Source organism: Nonomuraea salmonea (assembly GCF_042428605.1).
GTDB lineage: Bacteria > Actinomycetota > Actinomycetes > Streptosporangiales > Streptosporangiaceae > Nonomuraea > Nonomuraea salmonea.
In genome coordinates this window covers 1-17,991 of sequence record NZ_JBHMCF010000023.1, presented here as the reverse complement: position 1 = coordinate 17,991, position 17,991 = coordinate 1, and the positions used below count along the sequence as shown (strand labels likewise).

Annotated in this window: 20 protein-coding genes; 3 read left to right on the top strand and 17 right to left on the bottom strand. The window is 64.3% G+C overall.

All coding sequences use genetic code 11. From position 1 onward, the window contains the following. Nucleotides 1–11: 11 nt before the first annotated feature. From ACFFR3_RS22245 to ACFFR3_RS22190, 12 genes are all read right to left on the bottom strand, one after another. A complete protein-coding gene (locus ACFFR3_RS22245; RefSeq protein WP_379483779.1) occupies nucleotides 12–377 on the bottom strand; it encodes a hypothetical protein in 366 nt (121 codons plus the stop codon). Then, entirely contained in the window at nucleotides 374–565 is a 192-nt protein-coding gene (locus ACFFR3_RS22240; protein WP_345394610.1) for a helix-turn-helix transcriptional regulator, read from the bottom strand. The genes ACFFR3_RS22245 and ACFFR3_RS22240 overlap by 4 nt, the downstream gene beginning before the upstream one ends. Next, complete coding sequence (locus ACFFR3_RS22235) at nucleotides 562–2,127, bottom strand: replication initiator (protein WP_379483780.1); 1,566 nt, start codon at nucleotides 2,125–2,127, stop codon at nucleotides 562–564. Before ACFFR3_RS22235 ends, ACFFR3_RS22240 begins: the two co-directional genes overlap by 4 nt. A gap of 44 nt (nucleotides 2,128–2,171) precedes the next feature. Then, nucleotides 2,172–2,375 carry a hypothetical protein gene (locus ACFFR3_RS22230; protein ID WP_379483778.1) on the bottom strand — a complete coding sequence of 68 codons (204 nt, stop codon included), beginning with the start codon at nucleotides 2,373–2,375 and terminating at the stop codon, nucleotides 2,172–2,174. Further along, on the bottom strand, nucleotides 2,372–3,790 hold the full coding sequence (locus tag ACFFR3_RS22225; RefSeq protein WP_379483777.1) for an FtsK/SpoIIIE domain-containing protein: 1,419 nt from the start codon (nucleotides 3,788–3,790) through the stop codon (nucleotides 2,372–2,374). The genes ACFFR3_RS22230 and ACFFR3_RS22225 overlap by 4 nt, the downstream gene beginning before the upstream one ends. Nucleotides 3,791–3,874: 84 nt before the next feature. Further along, complete coding sequence (locus ACFFR3_RS22220; protein ID WP_345394625.1) at nucleotides 3,875–4,186, bottom strand: hypothetical protein; 312 nt, start codon at nucleotides 4,184–4,186, stop codon at nucleotides 3,875–3,877. Between the two features lie 130 nt (nucleotides 4,187–4,316). Continuing rightward, complete coding sequence (locus ACFFR3_RS22215; RefSeq protein WP_345394628.1) at nucleotides 4,317–4,448, bottom strand: hypothetical protein; 132 nt, start codon at nucleotides 4,446–4,448, stop codon at nucleotides 4,317–4,319. Next, a complete protein-coding gene (locus ACFFR3_RS22210) occupies nucleotides 4,448–4,873 on the bottom strand; it encodes a plasmid replication, integration and excision activator (RefSeq protein ID WP_345394631.1) in 426 nt (141 codons plus the stop codon). Before ACFFR3_RS22210 ends, ACFFR3_RS22215 begins: the two co-directional genes overlap by 1 nt. Nucleotides 4,874–4,994: 121 nt before the next feature. Continuing rightward, complete coding sequence (locus ACFFR3_RS22205) at nucleotides 4,995–5,711, bottom strand: GntR family transcriptional regulator (RefSeq protein WP_379483776.1); 717 nt, start codon at nucleotides 5,709–5,711, stop codon at nucleotides 4,995–4,997. A 103-nt stretch (nucleotides 5,712–5,814) separates the two neighbouring features. Further along, nucleotides 5,815–6,213 carry a hypothetical protein gene (locus ACFFR3_RS22200; RefSeq protein ID WP_345394640.1) on the bottom strand — a complete coding sequence of 133 codons (399 nt, stop codon included), beginning with the start codon at nucleotides 6,211–6,213 and terminating at the stop codon, nucleotides 5,815–5,817. 38 nt (nucleotides 6,214–6,251) lie between these two features. Beyond that, nucleotides 6,252–6,560 (bottom strand): hypothetical protein, encoded by a 309-nt coding sequence (locus ACFFR3_RS22195; protein WP_345394642.1) that lies wholly within the window; start codon nucleotides 6,558–6,560, stop codon nucleotides 6,252–6,254. Next, entirely contained in the window at nucleotides 6,557–6,970 is a 414-nt protein-coding gene (locus tag ACFFR3_RS22190) for a hypothetical protein (protein ID WP_379483775.1), read from the bottom strand. The genes ACFFR3_RS22195 and ACFFR3_RS22190 overlap by 4 nt, the downstream gene beginning before the upstream one ends. A gap of 121 nt (nucleotides 6,971–7,091) precedes the next feature. Between ACFFR3_RS22190 and ACFFR3_RS22185 the strand changes: the two genes are divergently transcribed. Further along, a complete protein-coding gene (locus ACFFR3_RS22185) occupies nucleotides 7,092–8,309 on the top strand; it encodes an NsdA family TPR-like regulatory protein (protein WP_379483774.1) in 1,218 nt (405 codons plus the stop codon). Here ACFFR3_RS22185 and ACFFR3_RS22180 read toward each other — a convergent pair. From ACFFR3_RS22180 to ACFFR3_RS22170, 3 genes are all read right to left on the bottom strand, one after another. Continuing rightward, nucleotides 8,287–8,850, bottom strand: coding sequence for an NUDIX hydrolase (locus ACFFR3_RS22180; protein WP_345394649.1), 564 nt, complete (start codon nucleotides 8,848–8,850; stop codon nucleotides 8,287–8,289). The two genes, ACFFR3_RS22185 and ACFFR3_RS22180, sit on opposite strands and share 23 nt — an antisense overlap. A gap of 139 nt (nucleotides 8,851–8,989) precedes the next feature. After that, nucleotides 8,990–11,854, bottom strand: coding sequence for a hypothetical protein (locus tag ACFFR3_RS22175; protein ID WP_379483773.1), 2,865 nt, complete (start codon nucleotides 11,852–11,854; stop codon nucleotides 8,990–8,992). Between the two features lie 1,173 nt (nucleotides 11,855–13,027). Then, the gene (locus ACFFR3_RS22170; RefSeq protein WP_345394658.1) at nucleotides 13,028–13,258 is read right to left on the bottom strand and encodes a hypothetical protein; all 231 of its coding nucleotides are present in this window, start codon (nucleotides 13,256–13,258) and stop codon (nucleotides 13,028–13,030) included. 927 nt (nucleotides 13,259–14,185) lie between these two features. Between ACFFR3_RS22170 and ACFFR3_RS22165 the strand changes: the two genes are divergently transcribed. Then, nucleotides 14,186–14,599: a hypothetical protein gene (locus ACFFR3_RS22165; RefSeq protein WP_364375611.1), complete on the top strand. Its 414-nt coding sequence runs from the start codon at nucleotides 14,186–14,188 to the stop codon at nucleotides 14,597–14,599. Between the two features lie 665 nt (nucleotides 14,600–15,264). Here ACFFR3_RS22165 and ACFFR3_RS22160 read toward each other — a convergent pair. Further along, nucleotides 15,265–15,885, bottom strand: a complete 621-nt coding sequence (locus ACFFR3_RS22160) for a TIGR03086 family metal-binding protein (RefSeq protein ID WP_345394664.1) — start codon at nucleotides 15,883–15,885, stop codon at nucleotides 15,265–15,267. A gap of 98 nt (nucleotides 15,886–15,983) precedes the next feature. Between ACFFR3_RS22160 and ACFFR3_RS22155 the strand changes: the two genes are divergently transcribed. Beyond that, the gene (locus ACFFR3_RS22155; RefSeq protein WP_364375607.1) at nucleotides 15,984–16,946 is read left to right on the top strand and encodes a helix-turn-helix transcriptional regulator; all 963 of its coding nucleotides are present in this window, start codon (nucleotides 15,984–15,986) and stop codon (nucleotides 16,944–16,946) included. 148 nt (nucleotides 16,947–17,094) lie between these two features. Here ACFFR3_RS22155 and ACFFR3_RS22150 read toward each other — a convergent pair whose 3' ends face one another. Continuing rightward, the gene (locus ACFFR3_RS22150) at nucleotides 17,095–17,271 is read right to left on the bottom strand and encodes a hypothetical protein (protein ID WP_379483772.1); all 177 of its coding nucleotides are present in this window, start codon (nucleotides 17,269–17,271) and stop codon (nucleotides 17,095–17,097) included. Nucleotides 17,272–17,991: the final 720 nt, after the last annotated feature.

Here is a 17,991-nt window from a genome sequence, read left to right as displayed (position 1 = left end):
TACAGATTCACTCAACCACACTGCGGCATCACGGGCATGAACTCTCGAATCGCCCTCTCACGTGTCTTGGCCGCCGCGTGCGGCCACTTCATGTCGATGTACGCCCTGACGAAGGCGTAGACGGTACGCGCCTCCTTCGCCTTGAGCATCGACTGAGGCAGGCCCGTCTCCAAGTCGAACAGCTCACCCTTCTTGGCGGCCTGGCGCAAGTCGGAGAGCCAGTTGTTCGCCTGAGCCGACGTGCGGAAGGTCTTGGACTTCTCCCGCGCCGCCACGGTCCAGCGCACTGTGTAGGAGATCGTTTTGCGGTTCTCGCCGGGCTTGGTGGACTTGTTCGGGCGGATGTCCCAGAACTTCACGTCGTATGAGGCGTTCACGCGACCTCCCTCAAGGACTCCAGCCAGATGTTGAGCTCGCTGCGGTAGATGCGGAGTTCGCCGTTGGGCAGGCGGATGCCGTGGGGAGCCTTGCCGATCTCACGCCAGCGGTAGAAGGTGCGTCGGGAGACTCCGCCGAGTTCGTCGAGGACCTGGCGGACGGTCAGTAGTTCGTCGTGCTTGCTCATGCGGCCCTCGCCATGTCCTCGGTTGCCGAAAGATCTTGTCCGGCTGCTCTGGCCTCCAGTTCGCGGAGGTGAGCGCGCCAGCGTTGGCGTTCGTGGACGGAGCGGAGAAGCCTGGCAGCGAGAGGTGGCACGTTGGCGTCGCCGGCCGGGACGGGGCGCCAGATGTAGCGGTGCGGATCGGTGGGTTCGTCGGTCTGGCCGAGGGCCTCCAGGACCCAGGTACGGCGGTCCTGCTTGTGCTCGGCGAGCGTCTTGTTGGACCACTTGCGGGAGACCAGGACACGCCGTCCGGCGTAGCCGAGGTGGTCGGGCTTGTGCGCCTTGCCACGGCACCGGCCTGGCTGCATGCCGGGCTTGGCTCCCTTGGGCTGGACGCCGTAGCGGAGCCAGTTCGGGCAGGTGGGTGAGCAGGGTTCGTAGCGGAGGGCATCGAGCATGCGGGCGGCGTGCTCGCGCTGGGCCTGGCCGCCGTCGAGGGCGTCGCCGAGTGACTTGGTGAGGTACTTGGACAGATACCGGATGCACTGATCGGCGTCCGGGGTGCCGGCCAAGACGCCTTGGACGTCGATCTGTTCGCCGAAACGGATCACATGCAGCGGTTCGGCGTCCTCGTCGAGCGCGTCGAGGGCTTCGTCCCAGGTGGGCAGAACCTCCCCGGTGGCCGGGTCGAGGTAGCCGGCCTGCTCGTCCCAGACGGGCAGGTGGTCACCGTCGAAGTGCACTTCGTCAACCTGTGGCCACCAGACCTGATGGTAGGTGGCGGCGGCGATCTGCTTGAGCTCGGCGCGTGGGAGGGTCCCCCGAATGGCCATGTGCAGGTGTGGGGCGAGCCGTTTCTGAGGTTCCACCGAGGCGAAGTACTGGACGTCGTAGCCCGCGACCCGGCGCAGGTTCTGCACGAACCGGTCCACGAGCTTGGAGAAGTGCAGCGCGTCCCGAGCGGCACGCCGGTAGTCGTAGGCGTCCGGGGCGATCGGTATGCCGTCGCGAACCTTGCCGTAGCTGGGCAGGGTGAGCGTTACGAACAAAGACGGTCGGTAAACCTTGCCGTCCGTGCCTTGGAAGGTACGTCCCAGGGTGGTGTGGGCCATCTTGCGCTTGGGCAGGTCGGGTGCGTCCTGCCGCCGTCGCGTGGAGCGGGAGCGCTTCGCGGTGGTACGACCGAGGACGTTGCCGCGCATCCCGGCGGCGTTGATCTCCTCGTCCAGGCCGCTGATCAGCTCGTCCAACTCGGTGGTGTCGTGGCCGGCCTTCTCGGCGGCTTCACGCTGGGCGTGTACGTCGGCGCGAAACTCCACCAGCCAGCGCTGCTCCTCGTTCGGCTCATCAGGGGTGATCGCGGGTTCCGTGTCGAGGTGCCAGCCCTCGCGGCACTGAGCCTTGCGGAGCTGCTTGTTGCGCTTGGCACACGGCGGGCACTTGCTATCGAAAGTGGCCCCGCACGGAACGTCGATGATCTCCCACCTGCCGGTGTACGTGTCGAGGCGCTTGAGCGGGATGGGCCGGATGCAGACGCCGTGCTGCTTGGCGACCTCCACGAGCACATCCCGGGCCGTCGGCATGGCCTGACGTACGGCCCGGGGGAGTGCGCGGTCGTGCGGATGGGTCACGCGGTCCTCCCTTCGACGGTGGTCTCGGTCATGAGGGCGCAGAGCCGGTAGTGCTCCCGGTGGGGGTGAGCGTGGATGCGGGAGTGGTAGAGCTCGAAGACGCGCATGCGGGGCAGGTCACGAGCGGTCAGCAGGACCAGCAGCGGACGGGCGGCAACCAGGCTGATCTCATCGGCCGTCCCGTGGAAGCAGATCTTCACGCGGCCTCCCCGAACTGAGCGGCCATGACGCGGATGTCGGCGTCGGAGACGTAGGCGGCGCGGACTCGGACGGGTTCGGGGCTGGCTTCCAGCCGGACGTAGCCGACGCCCGCGCCCAGCTCCGGTACCGGTGAGATGTGGTCAGCGAGCGCGCCCCGATCACGTGCGCCGTCGCCGAGGACCATGTCCACCTGTTCCGACTCGTCCAGCCGTAGGGCGATCTTGTCGGGGAACAGGTTGCGGATGTTCATGACTTCTTTGCGCGGGTCCTGGAGCGCGGCCAGGACACCGACGCCGACCGCACGGCCTTGCGTGGTGAGCGTGGCCAGCGCGGCGGAGATGCGTTGCCGGAGTTGCCGGTCGGACTGGTAGGCGGTGAGGAACGCCACCTCGTCGACCACGACCAGGACGAACGGGTCATCGATGGTGGGGGTGTGGGAGCGCTGGAGACCGGCGAAGCGAGCCGCCCGCTTCTGCATGACGCTCACGGCCTCGTCCAGCAGGTCGGCGCACTCTTCAGGAGTGGCCGCGTAGCGCGGCCCGAACAAGGCGCGTCCGTAGGACAGTTCCATCAGCTTGGGGTCCAGCGCCCACAGCTCGACCAGGCCCGCACGGGCGGCGGGCAGGAGGGCGCGGATGACGGACCAGATGATCGAGCCCTTGCCGGCCCCGGTCGCGCCCGCTACGAGGACATGGGTGCCGTGCACCTTCAGCCGCCACGGCCGCCCGTCCTCTTGCTTGCCGATCTCGACCGGCCCCACGGTCGGCTCCTGCGGAATGGGCAGCGCCGAGAGGGGCGAGGCGAGTGGATCACTTCGCGGAAAGGTCAGCGTCAGCCGACCAGCGTGAGACAGCGCCACCCGGCAGGACTTCGCGCCAAAGCCTTGGGCCAGGTGGTCGGTTCGGTCGGACCAGTCCTTAACCGCTTGACCCTTGAGCATGCGCACGGTGACCAGGTCGGCCCACGAGGTGCAGGTGACCTTGCCCAGGCGCGGGAGATAGTCGCGGCCCCGGAGGTGACGGCCGAGACCGGAGACGATCATGACGGGTTGCCAGTGACGGCGGTAGACCCAGACGAGTCGCCACCAGGCCAGCAGCCGGTAACCAATGAGACGGGCAAAGGACGGCCGGTCGAGGAACGCCCACGAGACCAAGGCCAAGACGACCGTGCCGGCCAAGGACGCCGCCAACGGCCAGCCGAAGAAGTACCAGACAGCGCCGAGAGCCGCCGGAACGAGGGCCGCGATGGGGTGACGCCAGATCGTACGGACGAGTCCGGCGAGCATGCGTCCGGTGAGGATGACGATGGTGAGGATGGCGGGTGTGGTGACGACGGCCGGGCGGAAGACGACGGCCGTGTCGGGCGTGGTGGAGACGAGGTTGCGCGCCTCGTCGCCAGGCAGCCGCTTGAACATAAGCTTGGAACCTCTCGTGATGTGGAGTCAGGGGAGAACCGAGGGGCCGCCGGAAGTTGCCGCTTCCAGCGGCCCCGCCTCATGTCAGGTCGCCGGGTCGGTGCCGTCCTTGTCGGCCTGTTCGGCGTGCAGTTGCTCGCAGTCGGCCAGGTAGCGAGCAGCGGCGTTGAAGATCTCGCGGGCGGTGCTCAGGTCGGCGTCGGATATTGGACCGGCTCCGGTGGTGGAGATGTGCACGTTCGCCTCGGTGGAGTAGAGCTCCAGGTACGGGCGCGGGCTGCTGAGCAGGAGACCGGCGCGGACCTTGAGGCCGGGAGTGTGGAAGGAGACGCCGACGTGCGGCGTGGCCTCCGGTTCCAGGGACAGGGTGACATAGGTGTACGGGCGAAGACTCATGCCGCAACCCCTCGTCCGTCAGGGAGGCCGTAGAAGCTGCGCTCCAGCGAGCGGACGAAGCGGTGAGCCGCGTGGGCGAGCTGGCGGGCGAACTCCAGGTCCTCCGCCGTCACCGGACCATCCGTGGTGACTAGGACGAGGTGGCGCCGAAGTCGAGCGCCAGAACGGGCTCACGGCGGGCGAACGGGTGGTTCATGGTGCGGGCGGCATGCCCGGTGGTCAGCCGGATCACGCTGTTGCGCGGGGTACGGCGTCGGGTCATCAGGCGGCGTCCTTTCCGGCCGAAGCCTTGCTCTGAGCGGGCTGGCTGAGCTGGCGGGGTGCGTGCATCTCGCGAACCTTGATGGAGTACGCGAGGCGTCCGGTGGCGTTGACGTACGGCGTGATCGCGATGCCGTCGAACTCGACCGGCGTGAACGGCAGCCCCGGCATCGGGGCCGGCGGCACCGGCTGCACCGGGGCGAGGATCTTGACCGCCACCGTCTTCTGGGCGGGCTTGAGGGTTGGGTCACCGTCCATGACCGCGACCTGCCAGACCAGCTCTCCGGTCTGCTTGTCGCGCGACTGCACGAACCGACCGTTGGACGAGGCGTCGAAGTCCTTGACGGGCTCGACCTCGCCGACGATGTAGCAGCCGTGCGGAAAGACCATGTTGTAGGTGACGGGGATAGGTCCCTGGATGGCCATGTTGTTCCTCTCGATAGCGGAGGAGAGCCCTTCGTTCGCTCGTCCACTTGTCCGCATGAGTTGAGAGTAAGTGATCGCAACTCGTCCGCACAAGTGGTTGAGCAGTAAGTGCGAGTAAGAGTTAGCTCACCTTGAAGACATCTTCGAGCACGTGCAGGCTCCCCGGCAGCGCCAGGCTCACCACCATCAGCACGTCGCCGGCCGGATCGTGCACGGTGGCCAGCACGCCGAGGACCGGATTGGACGACCCGAGCAACTCGACTTCCTCCTTGGTCGGCTTGCGCGCACTGACCCGCTCAGTGATGTGGTCGAAGCGCAGGTGCTTGAGCGACTGGAGATGCTGGCGAATGCCCCGCCGCAGAGGTTCGGGCTTGTCCAGGTCGGTGCCGAGAGCGTGTTCCAGCGGCACCCAAATCGTCTCTACCGCTGAGATGACATCGGCTTGCCGCGCCACTCTCTTCCGCGCGATCAGTGGAGACCCCTCGGCGACACCCAGCAGGCGCGCGACATGACGGGGAGCCGGCACGCGCCCCGCCTCCAGGACCGCATCGGCGCTCTCGCCCTGCTCGGTCGTGCTCAGGCTGGGGCGTACGCTCTCGGCCGGGCTCTGCGGGCGACCTTTGACGAACGACCCGCGGCCGTGCTCACGTTCGATCCACCCCTGCATGGCCAGGGTCTGAAGAGCGCGCACGACCGTGGTCCGACCGACACCGAGTTCGCGCACGAGCTGGGTCTCAGACGGCAGCATGTCACCCGGGGCGTACTCGCCCGACTCGATCCGCTCTTGGATCGTCCGCATGACCTGCGCGTATTTGGGTGGGGCGAAATCCATGCCCATCTCAACCGCCCGTTCACTCTTCCACTTGTGCGCATAAGCACAGTACCGGCTGAGGCACCGTCTGTCAGTGGCCCGGTTCAAAGGCCAGCAGTATGTAACCGGCTCAAGAGCCCTTCAACAGGGCGACACACCTCGGGCACGCTCTGGACGCGGTCACCGAGAAGGGCACGGACCAACCGCACATCGGCAGCGGCCTGGCAGGTGATGAACACACCGCCACCTTGGCGCCCGGTTCCACGGCGTGCAGTTCAATGGACTGCCCCGTCTTCTTCCACCCCGTCACGTACGCCGGCAGAGCAACCATCCCGACCGGCTCTTTCAGGTCGAGGTCATCCCACCGCAGTGGCCAGCGACGCACACCGCCGGGCAGGTCCCAGGCGTCGCCGTCGAGCTGCACCAGAGCCGTCGTGCCATTGGTCAGCACCGCCACCACCACACCCTCACGTCCGACCAGGGCCGAGTGATAAGCAGCCGTGCGCGGATGACTGTGGAAGGTGTCCACGATCGTCGCCCTCCAGCCGACGCGCGAACCCGAGCGCGTCACGACGGCTCAAAGGTCTGCCGGGAGCGGAGTTCGGCATAACGCATCGTGATCCGGCGGGCCGCCCCACGAGGATCAGTCGCCGGATGCCACGCATAAATGACGCGACGGCGATCGGCATTCCACCCGGTCCGCCACCAGAAGCGCTCGCCATCGCACCAGATGACCAGGCCAACCCAGACCGAAACCAACGCCAGCCCGTAGCCAGTATGGACATCGGCGCTGACTCCGTCGTGGCGCAATTCTTGATGAAGGAGTTCCGCCGATCGACATGCCGCGCTGTTGAACAGCGTGGGCGGCCGGATCATTTGGTGATCCGCTCAAAAAGGACGGACCCTGCCGGATCGAGATATGCGCGGAAGACATGACGGCTTGACGACGCGTCAGGACCCGCGCCGAAGTCAAAGACCTTGTGAACGATGCAGCCCCGGACGGGGACGTCACCCGGCATGCTCCGCATCGCCTTGCGCAGCTCGTCCATCGCGGTGGCCTGGAACGCGGAGGAGCCGCACGGCCCCAGGGCGTCGCCCTGTTCGGAGGGGATGCGAACCTCCCACTCGAACCGCTCCTGCGGTGCCTCGGCCGACCCCGGGCAGTGCAGGCAGTCCTCCTGAGCGGAGGCCGCCAGGCCCAATCCGGTGGCCGCCACATGGCCGCGCCTCGTGACGATCTTCCAGCCTCGTCCGTCGCATTCTGTGCATCTGACCGGCGTTGTCATGCCGGACAGCATGATTGCCGATACTTTCCAGACCTATCTCGCGCTGATATACGACCTTGGGATATAGGCTCCACCGCGCGAGGGAAATCATCATCCGGACGCAAAAAGCCGGAGGTCAGCAATGCAGAGTGGCGCATTCGACCCTATCGAACTACCCGTTGCCGTCTGGGAACAGGAACAGACACGCGACATTCTCAGAAAGCGCGACATCGCCGGACTTTTCGGTATCGCAGCCAAATATGGCGCCAGCCAGGTCCGCATCGGCACCGCCACCGGCCTCGGCCAGCCCCGCGTCAACGCCATCATGCGCGGCACCACCACGATCAAAGAACTCGCTGTCATCGAGCGCATCGCCGCCGGCCTACGCCTGCCCGATCACGCCCGCATGCTCCTCGGCCTGGCCCCGCTCGACACCGCCTCACCCACCGGCGACCACGACGACGAACACGAAGAGCAAACCACCGAACTCATCGGCCGCCTGGACGCCGCCTCAGCAGTAGACGCCACCACGGTCATGATCCTCCGCACCGACACCAACAACCTCCGTCTGCTGGACCGCCGCCTCGGAGGACCCGCCATCACCGACAAAATGCACGCCCAGATGGCCCAGATCGAACGAGCCCACCGCCACGCAGTACGCCCACGCATCCGCGCCCAGCTCGCCCACCTACTTGCCGAAACAGCTTCCTTGGCCGGATGGCAGGCCATCAACACGGTGGCGCTCAATGATGCCTGGAACCACTACGAACGCGCCAAGGCCGCCGCTCGCGAAGCCGAGGACGCCGCCGTCCTGGCCTACGTCTCCGGCGAACAGGCATATGTCCTCATGGACCTGGGACGCCCCGCCGAAGCAGCCGAGCTCCTCCAGCACATCCACGCCACCCATCGCGACCGCGTTCCCGCCCGCCTCAGAACATGGCTCGCCGCAGCCGAAGCTGAAGCCGCGGCCATACTCGGTGACGAAGCCGCATGCCGCCGAGCGCTCGACCAAGCCGCCCTCGTGTTGCCGGAAGGCGACGGCGACCCGAACATGCCCTACCTGTCCATCAATGCCCACCACTTCGCTCGCTGGCGCGGAAGCTGCCTACTCCGCTTCGGCGACCTCAGCACCGTAGAGGACCTACGCTCAGCACTTGCCGGGATGGACGGCACCTACAACCGCGCCGAAGCAGGCGTCCGCTGCGATCTCGGCCACGCCCTGCTCGCAGCCGGCGAACCCGAGGCAGCACAGCCCCACATCCAGCGCGCCAAGCAACTGGCCACCATGACCGGCTGCCGCCGCCAACGACGCCGCATCGAAGAACTCTCGCGAGCGGTCAACCGCGCTCTCGGCCGTTGAGCCGCTGCTGAGCCTGAAGCAACCCAATCAGCGTCCCGGACGTCCAGATGTCCCCGCGAGCGATCATGTCGGGGATCTCGGCCATCGGAACCCACTCGATCCGATCGGCCTCCACCTCACCCTTAGGCTTACCGACCAGCTCGGCGCCATGCACCAGGAACAGGATGTGCTCGGAGTCCACCATGCCGGCCATCGGCTGATAGCTCACCAAATGCTCGACCCGCTTCGGCCGATACCCGGTCTCCTCCTCCACCTCCCGCACGGCGGTGGCCATCGGATCCTCGCCCGCCTCGACCAGCCCGCCAGGAAGCTCCCATCCCCACCGATCGAACACGAACCGATGCCGCCACATCAGCAACACCCGATCCTGCTCATCCACGACCACAGCGATCGCAGCCCGATCCAGGTGCACCACATGATGCTCAAACCGCTCCCCATCCGGGATCTCCACGTCTGCTAGCCCTAACCGGATCCATCGGTTGTCGTAGACCAGCCGCTCCCCGTGCACGATCCAGCGTGTTTGGCCTTCGTTGGTAGTCACATAGTGAAGTTACAGCTCTGCGCTGCCACCGTACACAGGACACGTGGGAGACCTGCGCGACTACAGCATATAGATAATGATCAATATTTATGCTTACATCTAACCCAATAAGCCGGAAACCGGCTAGGCTGCATCGGCTCTAACCGCCGCGCTTCTTCATGGCTTCAATAAACCTTTGAATGGCATGCAAAACCTCGAGGTCCTGCGCAACTTCGGGGTGGTCGGGGCCATATCTTCTCTCATCCAATTCCACCGCCCCTCTCGCTGCAGCAAGAGATTCCGGGAACTTGCCCAGGCCTGCAGCTGCGTGAGCTAGATGGACAAGCACTGACGGCAGTGTCGCTGAGTACATGCCCTTTGAATCCTTCAATATATCTACAGCTCTCATCAAATCGTTATAGGAGGACTGAAAGTCCATTCGGTGGAGATTCAGTCTTCCACGAATTCCGAACAATTGCCCATGTGACGGATGGTTGCTAGCGAATTGAGAAAGCGTAGCCTGTGCTTGCTTGATCAAAGCGTCGGCCCGATCAAGTTGGTTTGCATCAATGCAGGCGTCGGCGAGGGAGAGGAGCGTTTCTGCGCGCTTCAATCTCTTTGCAGGTGTGTTCGCATCCTTGTCTCGCAAAGAGAAGCTAACGGCTTCGTGTTCTAGAAGCGCATCAATATCCATTCTCGCCCTCGCGAGAAACGCTGCATCCCTATGAGTTTCATCAACCAGATCGGAGGCTATATGTTCATTCTCGCTCAAGAATCGAAGCGCTGTTTGATTCTCTTCGGCCGCTTCCGTGGCACGATTTAGCAACCATAGGAGTCGAGTCCTATTGTGAAGGATAGTCAAGAATTGACGAGCGTCCATATCGCGACCCTCGTCTTCAACTAGTAGGTTATCGAGGGTTTCAGTCGCGAGGGCACGGTCGCCCACGAATATAGCGACCCGTCCCGCCATTATCCAAGCGTCCTGTACAGCCTGGGGAACCCCGCTAGCTTCGGCTAGATCGATATTGTCGTAAACCAACTCCCTTGCCTCATCCATTCGTTCAAGGCGAGCTAGCGCCATAGCCGTATACATTCTCATGTCAAAGGGGGCGCTGTAAGGAATCTTCCCCTTATGTGCTTGGTCTATCACCTTCGGGAGTACTTTCAAGGAATAGTCGAGGGCCATCTGATATTCATGCATTTCTAGACGTCGACGGATAACTCTTGAGGCTCCTGCGACAACTCCGGCACCATAAAGGCCACTTCGGAATGCGATATCTACAGTCGTTTCTAGGTGGCTCTCACATAGATCGTTTATCGGGTCGCTATAGTCCTCGGAAAGTATAGGAGCGAGGAGGAGACCAAGCCCTACTGCAACCCAGTTAGATGGGTCCCCTGACATGGAGCGAGCGATGAGGCGAATGACGGGGTGAACGATAATCCCACCTGACTCGCGCCGTGCTAGAGAAAGCCTTATGAGTGCTTCCGTGGCGGAATCTCGCCGTGATGGATCCTTAAGCTGGAGCCGAGCTTCCCAAGCAGGCCCGACAAGAGTCGGCTGCTCCTGTTCATGACTCTTTCTCATTCTCCACTTGAACCGTTTTCTATCGCGCCCAGATTTCACAAGATTCCGCTCTTCCGCGAATGCCCAGAGCGCTTCATGCTCAAAGATCATTTCAGGCAAAACGTCGGACCCAAAGTATGAGAGAAGCGTAAGCAGCGAGCTGGCAAGCGGGTCTAGCTGTGTAGCCGCATTAATGTTTAGCTGGATTGCCTGTACTAGAGTCTTGCGATACCCGCTCGCTTCTCCGCGATCCAACACAAGTAGTGGCGATCTCTTGAGTCTGTCCACATACTCATTGATGCTCAAATTCATGAGTCGACAGTAATTGACTGCCTGAGCTATAGCGAGCGGTTGATCACTCAATACACCCGCCAGCAGGTCCATTTCTGATTCTTGTTGTCTTGTGAGCGTCCGACTTATATAGGAGATGCTCTCTTCCCGCCTCCAGTCGCCAATACCAAAATGTTCAAAGCCGTCATCTAGATTCGGAACGGTAGATGTGATGAGTACGCGGCAAAGAGATTTGCGCGGAACTAATCCCCGAAGCGTATGCGAGTCTGTTACACCATCAAATATAAGGAGGATTCTCGACGTTTCTGGCAGTTTTATGGTCACAGGACCGTGTGGCAGAGTGCCCGATCCTCCGGCGGGCGAGTCCAACTCAAGGATTCCGAGATGCTTCAGCTCCTTGATGACTTGGGCTCTCTTGCTTGCTTCAATAAATATCGGACGGAAATCAGTCTGTGTTGCCGCGAAGTGCAGTGCCAGGCTTGTTTTGCCGCATCCGCTCATTCCATGAATCACGACTGGAGGCGCCGGGTGAAAATGATCGGGATTGAGAAGTTCTCGCAGCTTCGCTAGTTCTTCTTTGCGCCCAGAGAAGAGCGGGTCAGGCTCCCATGTCCGTCCGGTTTGAGGAGTGGTATAGGCGTGCAACCGATCACACTCGCGCAGAATGGCCTGCTTGATGTTTGCTGCGGAGAGGAAATTTCTAAGATAGTCAGACTGCCTTCGCAGGTCGGTTAGCCTCCCTATCGTGGCGGCAATCGACTTTGCCGTTGATCGGCGGCTGTTTGGTACGTCTGTGCCGGCCTCCCGCACCAGGCTTGTTAGCAGTTCATAGCAGCTAGCCGCATATGCTGGAGATCTGCCCAGGTGAGTCAGAAAATCTTCCATTCTGCGGATGGCTATATCTGTGATCTCGCGGCGGCGCGGAAGTGGGTCCACTGGGATAGAGAGTGCCTCGATAAATTGATGCGCCTCCTCCTGGCTGCATTTTAGCTGGCGCGACACTCGTTCCTCTATAGATTCTATGATTTGCGGATCACGCAGAGAACAGGCTCTCCATATATCCTTCGCTGGACCGATAAGCCCAGCATTACTCCAGAAAGCTACCGTACACTTCTTGTCGGCAGCTTTCCATGCGGCATGGAGGTCCTCCAGGACAGCGTCCTTTTTCAAGGCACTCCAAGTCCAACCCGACTCACCGCTGTGATGGGGATCGCGATGCTTGATTGAAACGAGTTCTGGGAAGCCGCTAGAGGGAATTAATATGAGATCGACAGAATGCTCAATCCATACTCCGATCAAATCGTCACTAATCAGATGAGTGATAATCGTAAGGGAAATACACTCGTCTTGATACTCATAACGAGCCCGAGTTTCCGGGGCAGCATTCTTAGGGTCAATTGGTAGGTCTAAAGATCCAAGTAGGTGGTCCTGCGGGTCAGAGGCTGCGGGCTGGTGAGGGGAACTTGAGGTCACCGTCCGAATGTAACCCAAGCGCTGACAGATTGAAGCTCTCGACTTGAACACCTGGGGCGTGACTCACACGGGAACGCCAGATATGGGTAAGTTGGTCGAGAAGCGGCATCCTTGTCGCCATCATCCCATTTTGGAATGTTTGGAAGCGGCTGATGCTGTGGGTACCTCGGATACTGCCGAGTTGCTCTTGTAGATATCAAGCGGCGGCGCGGCGCGCCGCCGTACCGCCGGCCCTGCGCCCGCCCGCCGTCCGGGCGTGCGGCCTGGGGGCCGGTCCCGGACGGCGGCGGGACACCGGGCCGGGCACCGCACGTCGGCCCCGTCGTAGTTGCCGAACGCGCCGACCGGGGTTGCCGCGCCGCGGCACAGATGCAGCCCTACGATCGCCACTGCATGGCCGGTCACCGTAGATCGCTGGGGGCGATCGGAGATCCGCGCTTCGTTCCTCAGCACGGCTCAACGAGCAGGATTACTGCGGTCCAGCTCCATGCCGAGGCCCGAATAGGCAGGAGAGATGCGATGTCCCATGATCCGGAAAATACGCGGAATGATCTATGAGCTAGGCCGTCCGCCGTATGCCTGCGGCGCACGTCAGAGGCCGTTGGGCATCAGAACGGGTGACGCCCTGTAAAACCGTCGGCTCAGCCTGCGCAAGTTCGAACCTTGCACCTGTCACCAGCAGTAACAGCAGCTCAGAGGCCCTACGGGGCCTCTTCCGAGTTTCAGGGGTGTGTAGCCAGATGCAGCTCTGAGCGGCCGTTTGTCGCTGGTCGCGGGATATATGCGGGATGGATCATGAGGCGTTCCCCGAGGTAAACCCTGTGATCAGGAGCATGCGCGATGATCTGGCTGGGCCAATAGCTACTGGGTTCAGCGTCGAGACCGGTCGCGGATCGCGGCCTCGATGCGAAGGCCGACGCCTACCAGAGCGATCCCGATGAAGATGGTCACCCATAATGGCGAACTGCTCGATCTGGTGTTCGCCTCGATGATGGCGAGCAGCACACCTAGGACGATGGTGACGAGGCCGGCCAGTGCGATGGTTTCGGAAGTTTCGTAGCGACGCCAGCCGGTCTGGGGTCCGTCTTTTGGTTCGATCACGGGTGTGAGCATCCCAGAGGGACATCAAGATCTGGTCGCGGTCAGGACTACGTCAACTGGCACTGGCCGACTCCGTGGCCAGCTTGGCGGCATGCGGCCAGATACCGCGTCACCTGACATCTGGCCCTCAACGTCGAAAGGCCCCGGGATGGAGCCCTACGAGTAGTGCTGATCGAGATCTCATACGGTGAGCACGTCCGCTATCCGCCGGTTGACGATCTCCTCCTGACCGTCGATGCACTTGGCGTAGACGCGCAGCAGGACATCCACCCCGTGGCCAGCACGGGTTGCCGCTTCTGGAGCCGGTACGCCGCCGTTGAGCCAGAGGGAGGCGGCCGCGTGCCGGAGGTCGTACGCTCGTCGAGCGAGCGAGCGGGGAGGGGACCTGGGCAGGCGTGAGGGCCAGTGTGCGGGCTTCCTGCCAGATCTCGGTGTAGGCCGTCGAGGCGACCACGCCGTCGCGCTGGCTGCGGAACAGTCGCCCGTCCGGTGCTACGCCGAACTCCTCGATGTGTTGCCGAAGGATCTTCACCAGCTCTGGAGGGATGGGGATGCGGCGGACGTCGTCCTCGCCTCGGTGCTTGAGGCCGCGCAGCTCGTGGGTGTCGCCGGTGTCGGTCCAGCGGCGGTTGACCTCGGGGCGTGAACTGTCGAGGGTGATGCGTCCCCAGCCTTGCGGCGGGAGGTGGCAGCCCTGCTCGCGGAGGCCGACCGCGCTGGTCCGGCTGCCGAACGGCTCCAAGGCGAGCCTGCCCCATGAATGCATGGATCTTGTCGTAACCGGTGACGAGCTGGAGCGACTGGTTTCCGGAGACGACCTCACTAGGGGCCGCTGCTGAAGCTATACCGCCGTCCACGCGCGGGCGATATTAGGGGCGCGCCTAGTAATAATCAGACCTTGAGCTGCGTGACTCGTAGGGAGGGTTCGTGGACGAGGATGAGAGCCTGCGACGCTATGGTCTTCGACCGTCTGGCGCTCATCTTGACGAGATTCGAGAGACACTGAGGACCCACGCGGCCCTGGAGCGACGCGCACAAGGCGAGGGCGACACCGAGTTGATGAGGCTCTGCTGCGTGCAGCTGTTCAATGCCGGTGACCTCGACGATGTGCTGACGATCTGGGATGCCAAGCGGTCGAGCTGGGATGCCGACTCTTCTGTCGATGTTCAGTTGCTCTGCGGCGCTGGGCTTGAGGAGACCAAGGCGTATCTCACCACGGCGAACCCGCCCGAGGCGTTGGCGGCGCTGGACTATCTCCAGTTGTGTGAGGGGGCCGGCGACTTCGAGGGCTTCTCTGTGGAGTCGAGGTCACGTTGGTACGCGGACTACTACTCGGATTGAGCAGCGAGCGCTCCCGCCTGCCTGTGCCATATGTGTGCAATGATCATGGCCGCAGATGCCGCCAGACGCACTCCCGCCGCAGGTCGGAGGTTATCTCTTGGTGGGAACGGGCAGGGTTGCCGCGCCGCCGCACAGATGCAGCCCTACGATCGCCACTGAGGCTTTTCCCACTTGATCGCGCTGGTCAGCAGGGGCGGCGCCGAGATGGGTTGGCATGAGAAGAGGCTCCCGGTAAGACAGCAGTCGACCAGGATCCGATGCCTCTACCCGTCGGCTCAGTCTGCGCAAGTTCGAGCCTTGCACCTGCCACACCTGCGGGAAGAGGCCCGTCACCAGCGGGAACGCGGTGACGGGCCTCTTTCGTTGTGTCCGGCTGTCTACGGCTCACCCGGGCGAACTACCGTTGATCGTTCCCATGACATTCCCAAACGATCAAACCGAATAAGCGGTCGCGACCCCCGAGGTCGCCCTACGTGCGTGGGGAGCGCTGGAGCGTGCCTCGCGCGCGAGGTCGATCTCGTTGCTGGGCCGCACAGGGGCAGGAGGTTGCGCGGCCCAGCGGTGTCGCTGTCCATGCGCTGCCGGCGGCCGTCCCTCTGCGCCGGCAGCCCGTCTGTCCCAGGCACCTCGCGTTCCGCGCCACGGCCTGCCGGCGCTTGAACCGCTCAGCGCGGGACGCGGCCGAGGTAGCGGAGCAGTTCGTCGGCCACCGGGGTGGCGGACGGGGCGCCATCGGCCTCGATCACGGCGGCGTAGGCGCCCCACTGGCGCAGCGGCTCGACGATCTGTCGCGCGGCGGCGAGCAGGTGGCCCGCGAGCTCCTCGTCGAGCGGGGACGGCCCGCCGGTGGCGATCGCGATGTCCCAGGCGTGTACGGCGGCGTCGAGCCCGCACATCACGCCCGCGACCGGGGTGGGCAGGTCGCCGTGCGGCAGCGGCGTCGGCACCGTCTCGGTGTCGTCGGACACCGTCGCCCACGCCGTGGCGGTCTGCTCGATGGCCTCCTTCACCAGGGCGGTGGCGGGGCCGTCCACGGTGCCGGACGGGGAGAAGGGGTCGTAGGACGGGCCGGCGCCGATGCCGAGCATCTTCGCGTAGGCGAGCTGGTCGCCGGCAGCGTGCTGGATCACCTGAGTGACCGTCCAGGCCGAGCAGGGGGTGGCGTTGTCCTCCTGGCCCGGCCGGACCCCGGCGACGCTGTCCTCCAGCGCCCGATAGGAGGTGGCCAGCACCTGGCGCCAGACCGGCCGCAGGGAGGTGACGGTGGCGCTGTCAATGGCGTTCATGGTCTCACCTTTCGGGGTTCTTTCTCGCTGGTAAGACCAGCTTAGAACGCTATTAGGCTATTTTTCTTCCTAATAACTCCGCGCGAGATGAGGAATCGATGGCCCCTACGACGACCCGGGTGCTCCGGCTGCTGTCCCTGCTGCAGGACCGGTCCTACACGGGCCGCGAGCTCGCCGCGCGCCTCGGCGTCACCGAGCGCACGTTGCGGCAGGACGTACAGCGCCTGCGCGAGCTCGGCTACCCGGTGCACGCCGCGCGCGGCGCCGTGGGCGGATACCGGCTCGGGCAGGGCGCGAACATGCCCCCGCTGCTGCTCGACGACGACGAGGCGGTGGCCGTGGCCCTGGCCGTCGGCCTCGCCGGGGACGGTTCCACCGCCATCGCCGACATCGACGCCAGCCTCGGGCGGGCACTCGCCAAGATCCAGCAGATTCTGCCGAAACGCCTGCAGCGCAAGGTGACCGCGCTGCGGTCGGCCACCGCGGTCGGGCCCGCCACGGTCGGCTCCCGCGAGCCGGACGCGCCGGTGCCCGCCGCCACCCTCACCGTCCTGGCCGGCGCGATCCGGGACGACGCGACCCTCCTGGCGGACCTCGCCGGCGTCGAGACCGAGGTCGAGCCCTACCGTCTCATCAGCTGGCGGCGCCGCTGGTTCCTCGTCGCCTACGACCTGGGCACGCACGCCTGGCGGGCGCTCCCGGTCGCCGACCTGACCGAGGTGCGTTCCACGTCCCGCCGCTTCGCCGCCCGTTCCCTGCCCGACGACGACCTCGTCGCCTTCGTCCTGCGCGAGGTGGCGCAGACCGGCTGGAAGGTGCACGCCCGCGTCACCGTCCTCGCGCCCGCGGAGACCGTGATCGCACGCATCAACCCCGCCGTCGGCGTGGTGGAGGCGGTGGACGCGCGCACCTGCGTCCTCGTCACCGGCGCCGACGCCATGGAGACCATCGCGATCTACCTCAGCATGCTGATGATGGACTTCCGCGTGGACGGCCCGCCCGAGCTGGTCGAGCACGTCCGCACGCTCGCCCGCCGCTACACCGAGGCCGTCGGCGGATGAAGCGGCCCGTCGCCGGCCGGCGCGGGGTTTGTCGCGGTTCGCGTGAGGGCCACCAGGGGCGCGGGGACGCCTGCGTTGAGCCAGGTGGAGGCGCAGGCGTGGCCCCGGCCCGTTTCCCCTTCGGGCGAGTCGACGGCAGACGGGATGATCAGGTGGGAGGCGTGTGCGGCCGCACAGGGATGTGGCCGGGTGTGTTGCCGCAGCAGACGGTGAAACCGCTGTGGCGAGGGCATTCGACCTCGTCGGATGCTGGGCAGAAGTAGATGTCCGGGCAGCCGCAGTCGTAGAAGTGTGGCAGCGGGTCGGGGAGTTGCGGCGTGGTCATGAGTTCCAGGATGCATGATCGGGTACGCCGTCGTACGGACACGCCCGTGCTGGCCGACTCCATGCTCACAGCCCTGATGTGCTCCTGATCGCCGGAAGAATCGCGAGCTCTCCAGGAGGAGACGCAGTGTAGGGACAGTGCAAGGACCAGGGCGCCCTGTTCAGTCGCGCATGACGCGGTGGAGGGCGCTCTCTCGAGCGCAACAGTCACGCGCTGTATGACCGTCGGCACAGCCTGCGCAAGTTCGAACCTTGCACCTGCCCACACCAGCGGGAAGGCCCGTCACCAGCGGAAACGCGGTGACGGGTCGCTCGCTTCGTGTCCGGTTGTCTACGGCTTACACCGGGCGAACGACGGTTGATCGTTCTCAGTGCGTTCCTGAACGATCAAACTGAATAAGCGGTCGCGAGGGCCCCGGGGTCACCCCCACGTTCATGGGGAGGAGTGCGGCGGCGTGGTCGGCAAGACGGCGCTTGCGGATCGCCCCCGGGCGCGTGGAGAGCACGCAGCGCTGGCCGCACCTGCTCGCGCCGGAAGCCCCTGCCCCGGACAACCGAGTTTCGGCTGTGCATGAGCGCCTGATGCATGAGGCCGGATCGGCTCGCCAGGCCGGCTTGTGCCACCGGCCTGGGGCGGAACATCGCAGGAGGCGGACAGGTTGGCCGCGTCCAAGATCGTGGTGTATGAGATTCAACCACTCTGCGATCTAAATCCTATTTA

Excerpts from the sequence above, each read along its gene's own strand:
- ACFFR3_RS22240 (WP_345394610.1), bottom strand. The coding sequence starts at position 565 with ATGAGCAAGCACGACGAACTACTGACCGTCCGCCAGGTCCTCGACGAA.
- ACFFR3_RS22235 (WP_379483780.1), bottom strand. The coding sequence starts at position 2,127 with ATGCCGACGGCCCGGGATGTGCTCGTGGAGGTCGCCAAGCAGCACGGC.
- ACFFR3_RS22225 (WP_379483777.1), bottom strand. The coding sequence starts at position 3,790 with ATGTTCAAGCGGCTGCCTGGCGACGAGGCGCGCAACCTCGTCTCCACC.
- ACFFR3_RS22220 (WP_345394625.1), bottom strand. The coding sequence starts at position 4,186 with ATGAGTCTTCGCCCGTACACCTATGTCACCCTGTCCCTGGAACCGGAG.
- ACFFR3_RS22215 (WP_345394628.1), bottom strand. The coding sequence starts at position 4,448 with ATGACCCGACGCCGTACCCCGCGCAACAGCGTGATCCGGCTGACCACC.
- ACFFR3_RS22210 (WP_345394631.1), bottom strand. The coding sequence starts at position 4,873 with ATGGCCATCCAGGGACCTATCCCCGTCACCTACAACATGGTCTTTCCG.
- ACFFR3_RS22205 (WP_379483776.1), bottom strand. The coding sequence starts at position 5,711 with ATGGGCATGGATTTCGCCCCACCCAAATACGCGCAGGTCATGCGGACG.
- ACFFR3_RS22195 (WP_345394642.1), bottom strand. The coding sequence starts at position 6,560 with ATGATCCGGCCGCCCACGCTGTTCAACAGCGCGGCATGTCGATCGGCG.
- ACFFR3_RS22190 (WP_379483775.1), bottom strand. The coding sequence starts at position 6,970 with ATGACAACGCCGGTCAGATGCACAGAATGCGACGGACGAGGCTGGAAG.
- ACFFR3_RS22185 (WP_379483774.1), top strand. The coding sequence starts at position 7,092 with ATGCAGAGTGGCGCATTCGACCCTATCGAACTACCCGTTGCCGTCTGG.
- ACFFR3_RS22160 (WP_345394664.1), bottom strand. The coding sequence starts at position 15,885 with ATGAACGCCATTGACAGCGCCACCGTCACCTCCCTGCGGCCGGTCTGG.
- ACFFR3_RS22155 (WP_364375607.1), top strand. The coding sequence starts at position 15,984 with ATGGCCCCTACGACGACCCGGGTGCTCCGGCTGCTGTCCCTGCTGCAG.
- ACFFR3_RS22150 (WP_379483772.1), bottom strand. The coding sequence starts at position 17,271 with ATGACCACGCCGCAACTCCCCGACCCGCTGCCACACTTCTACGACTGC.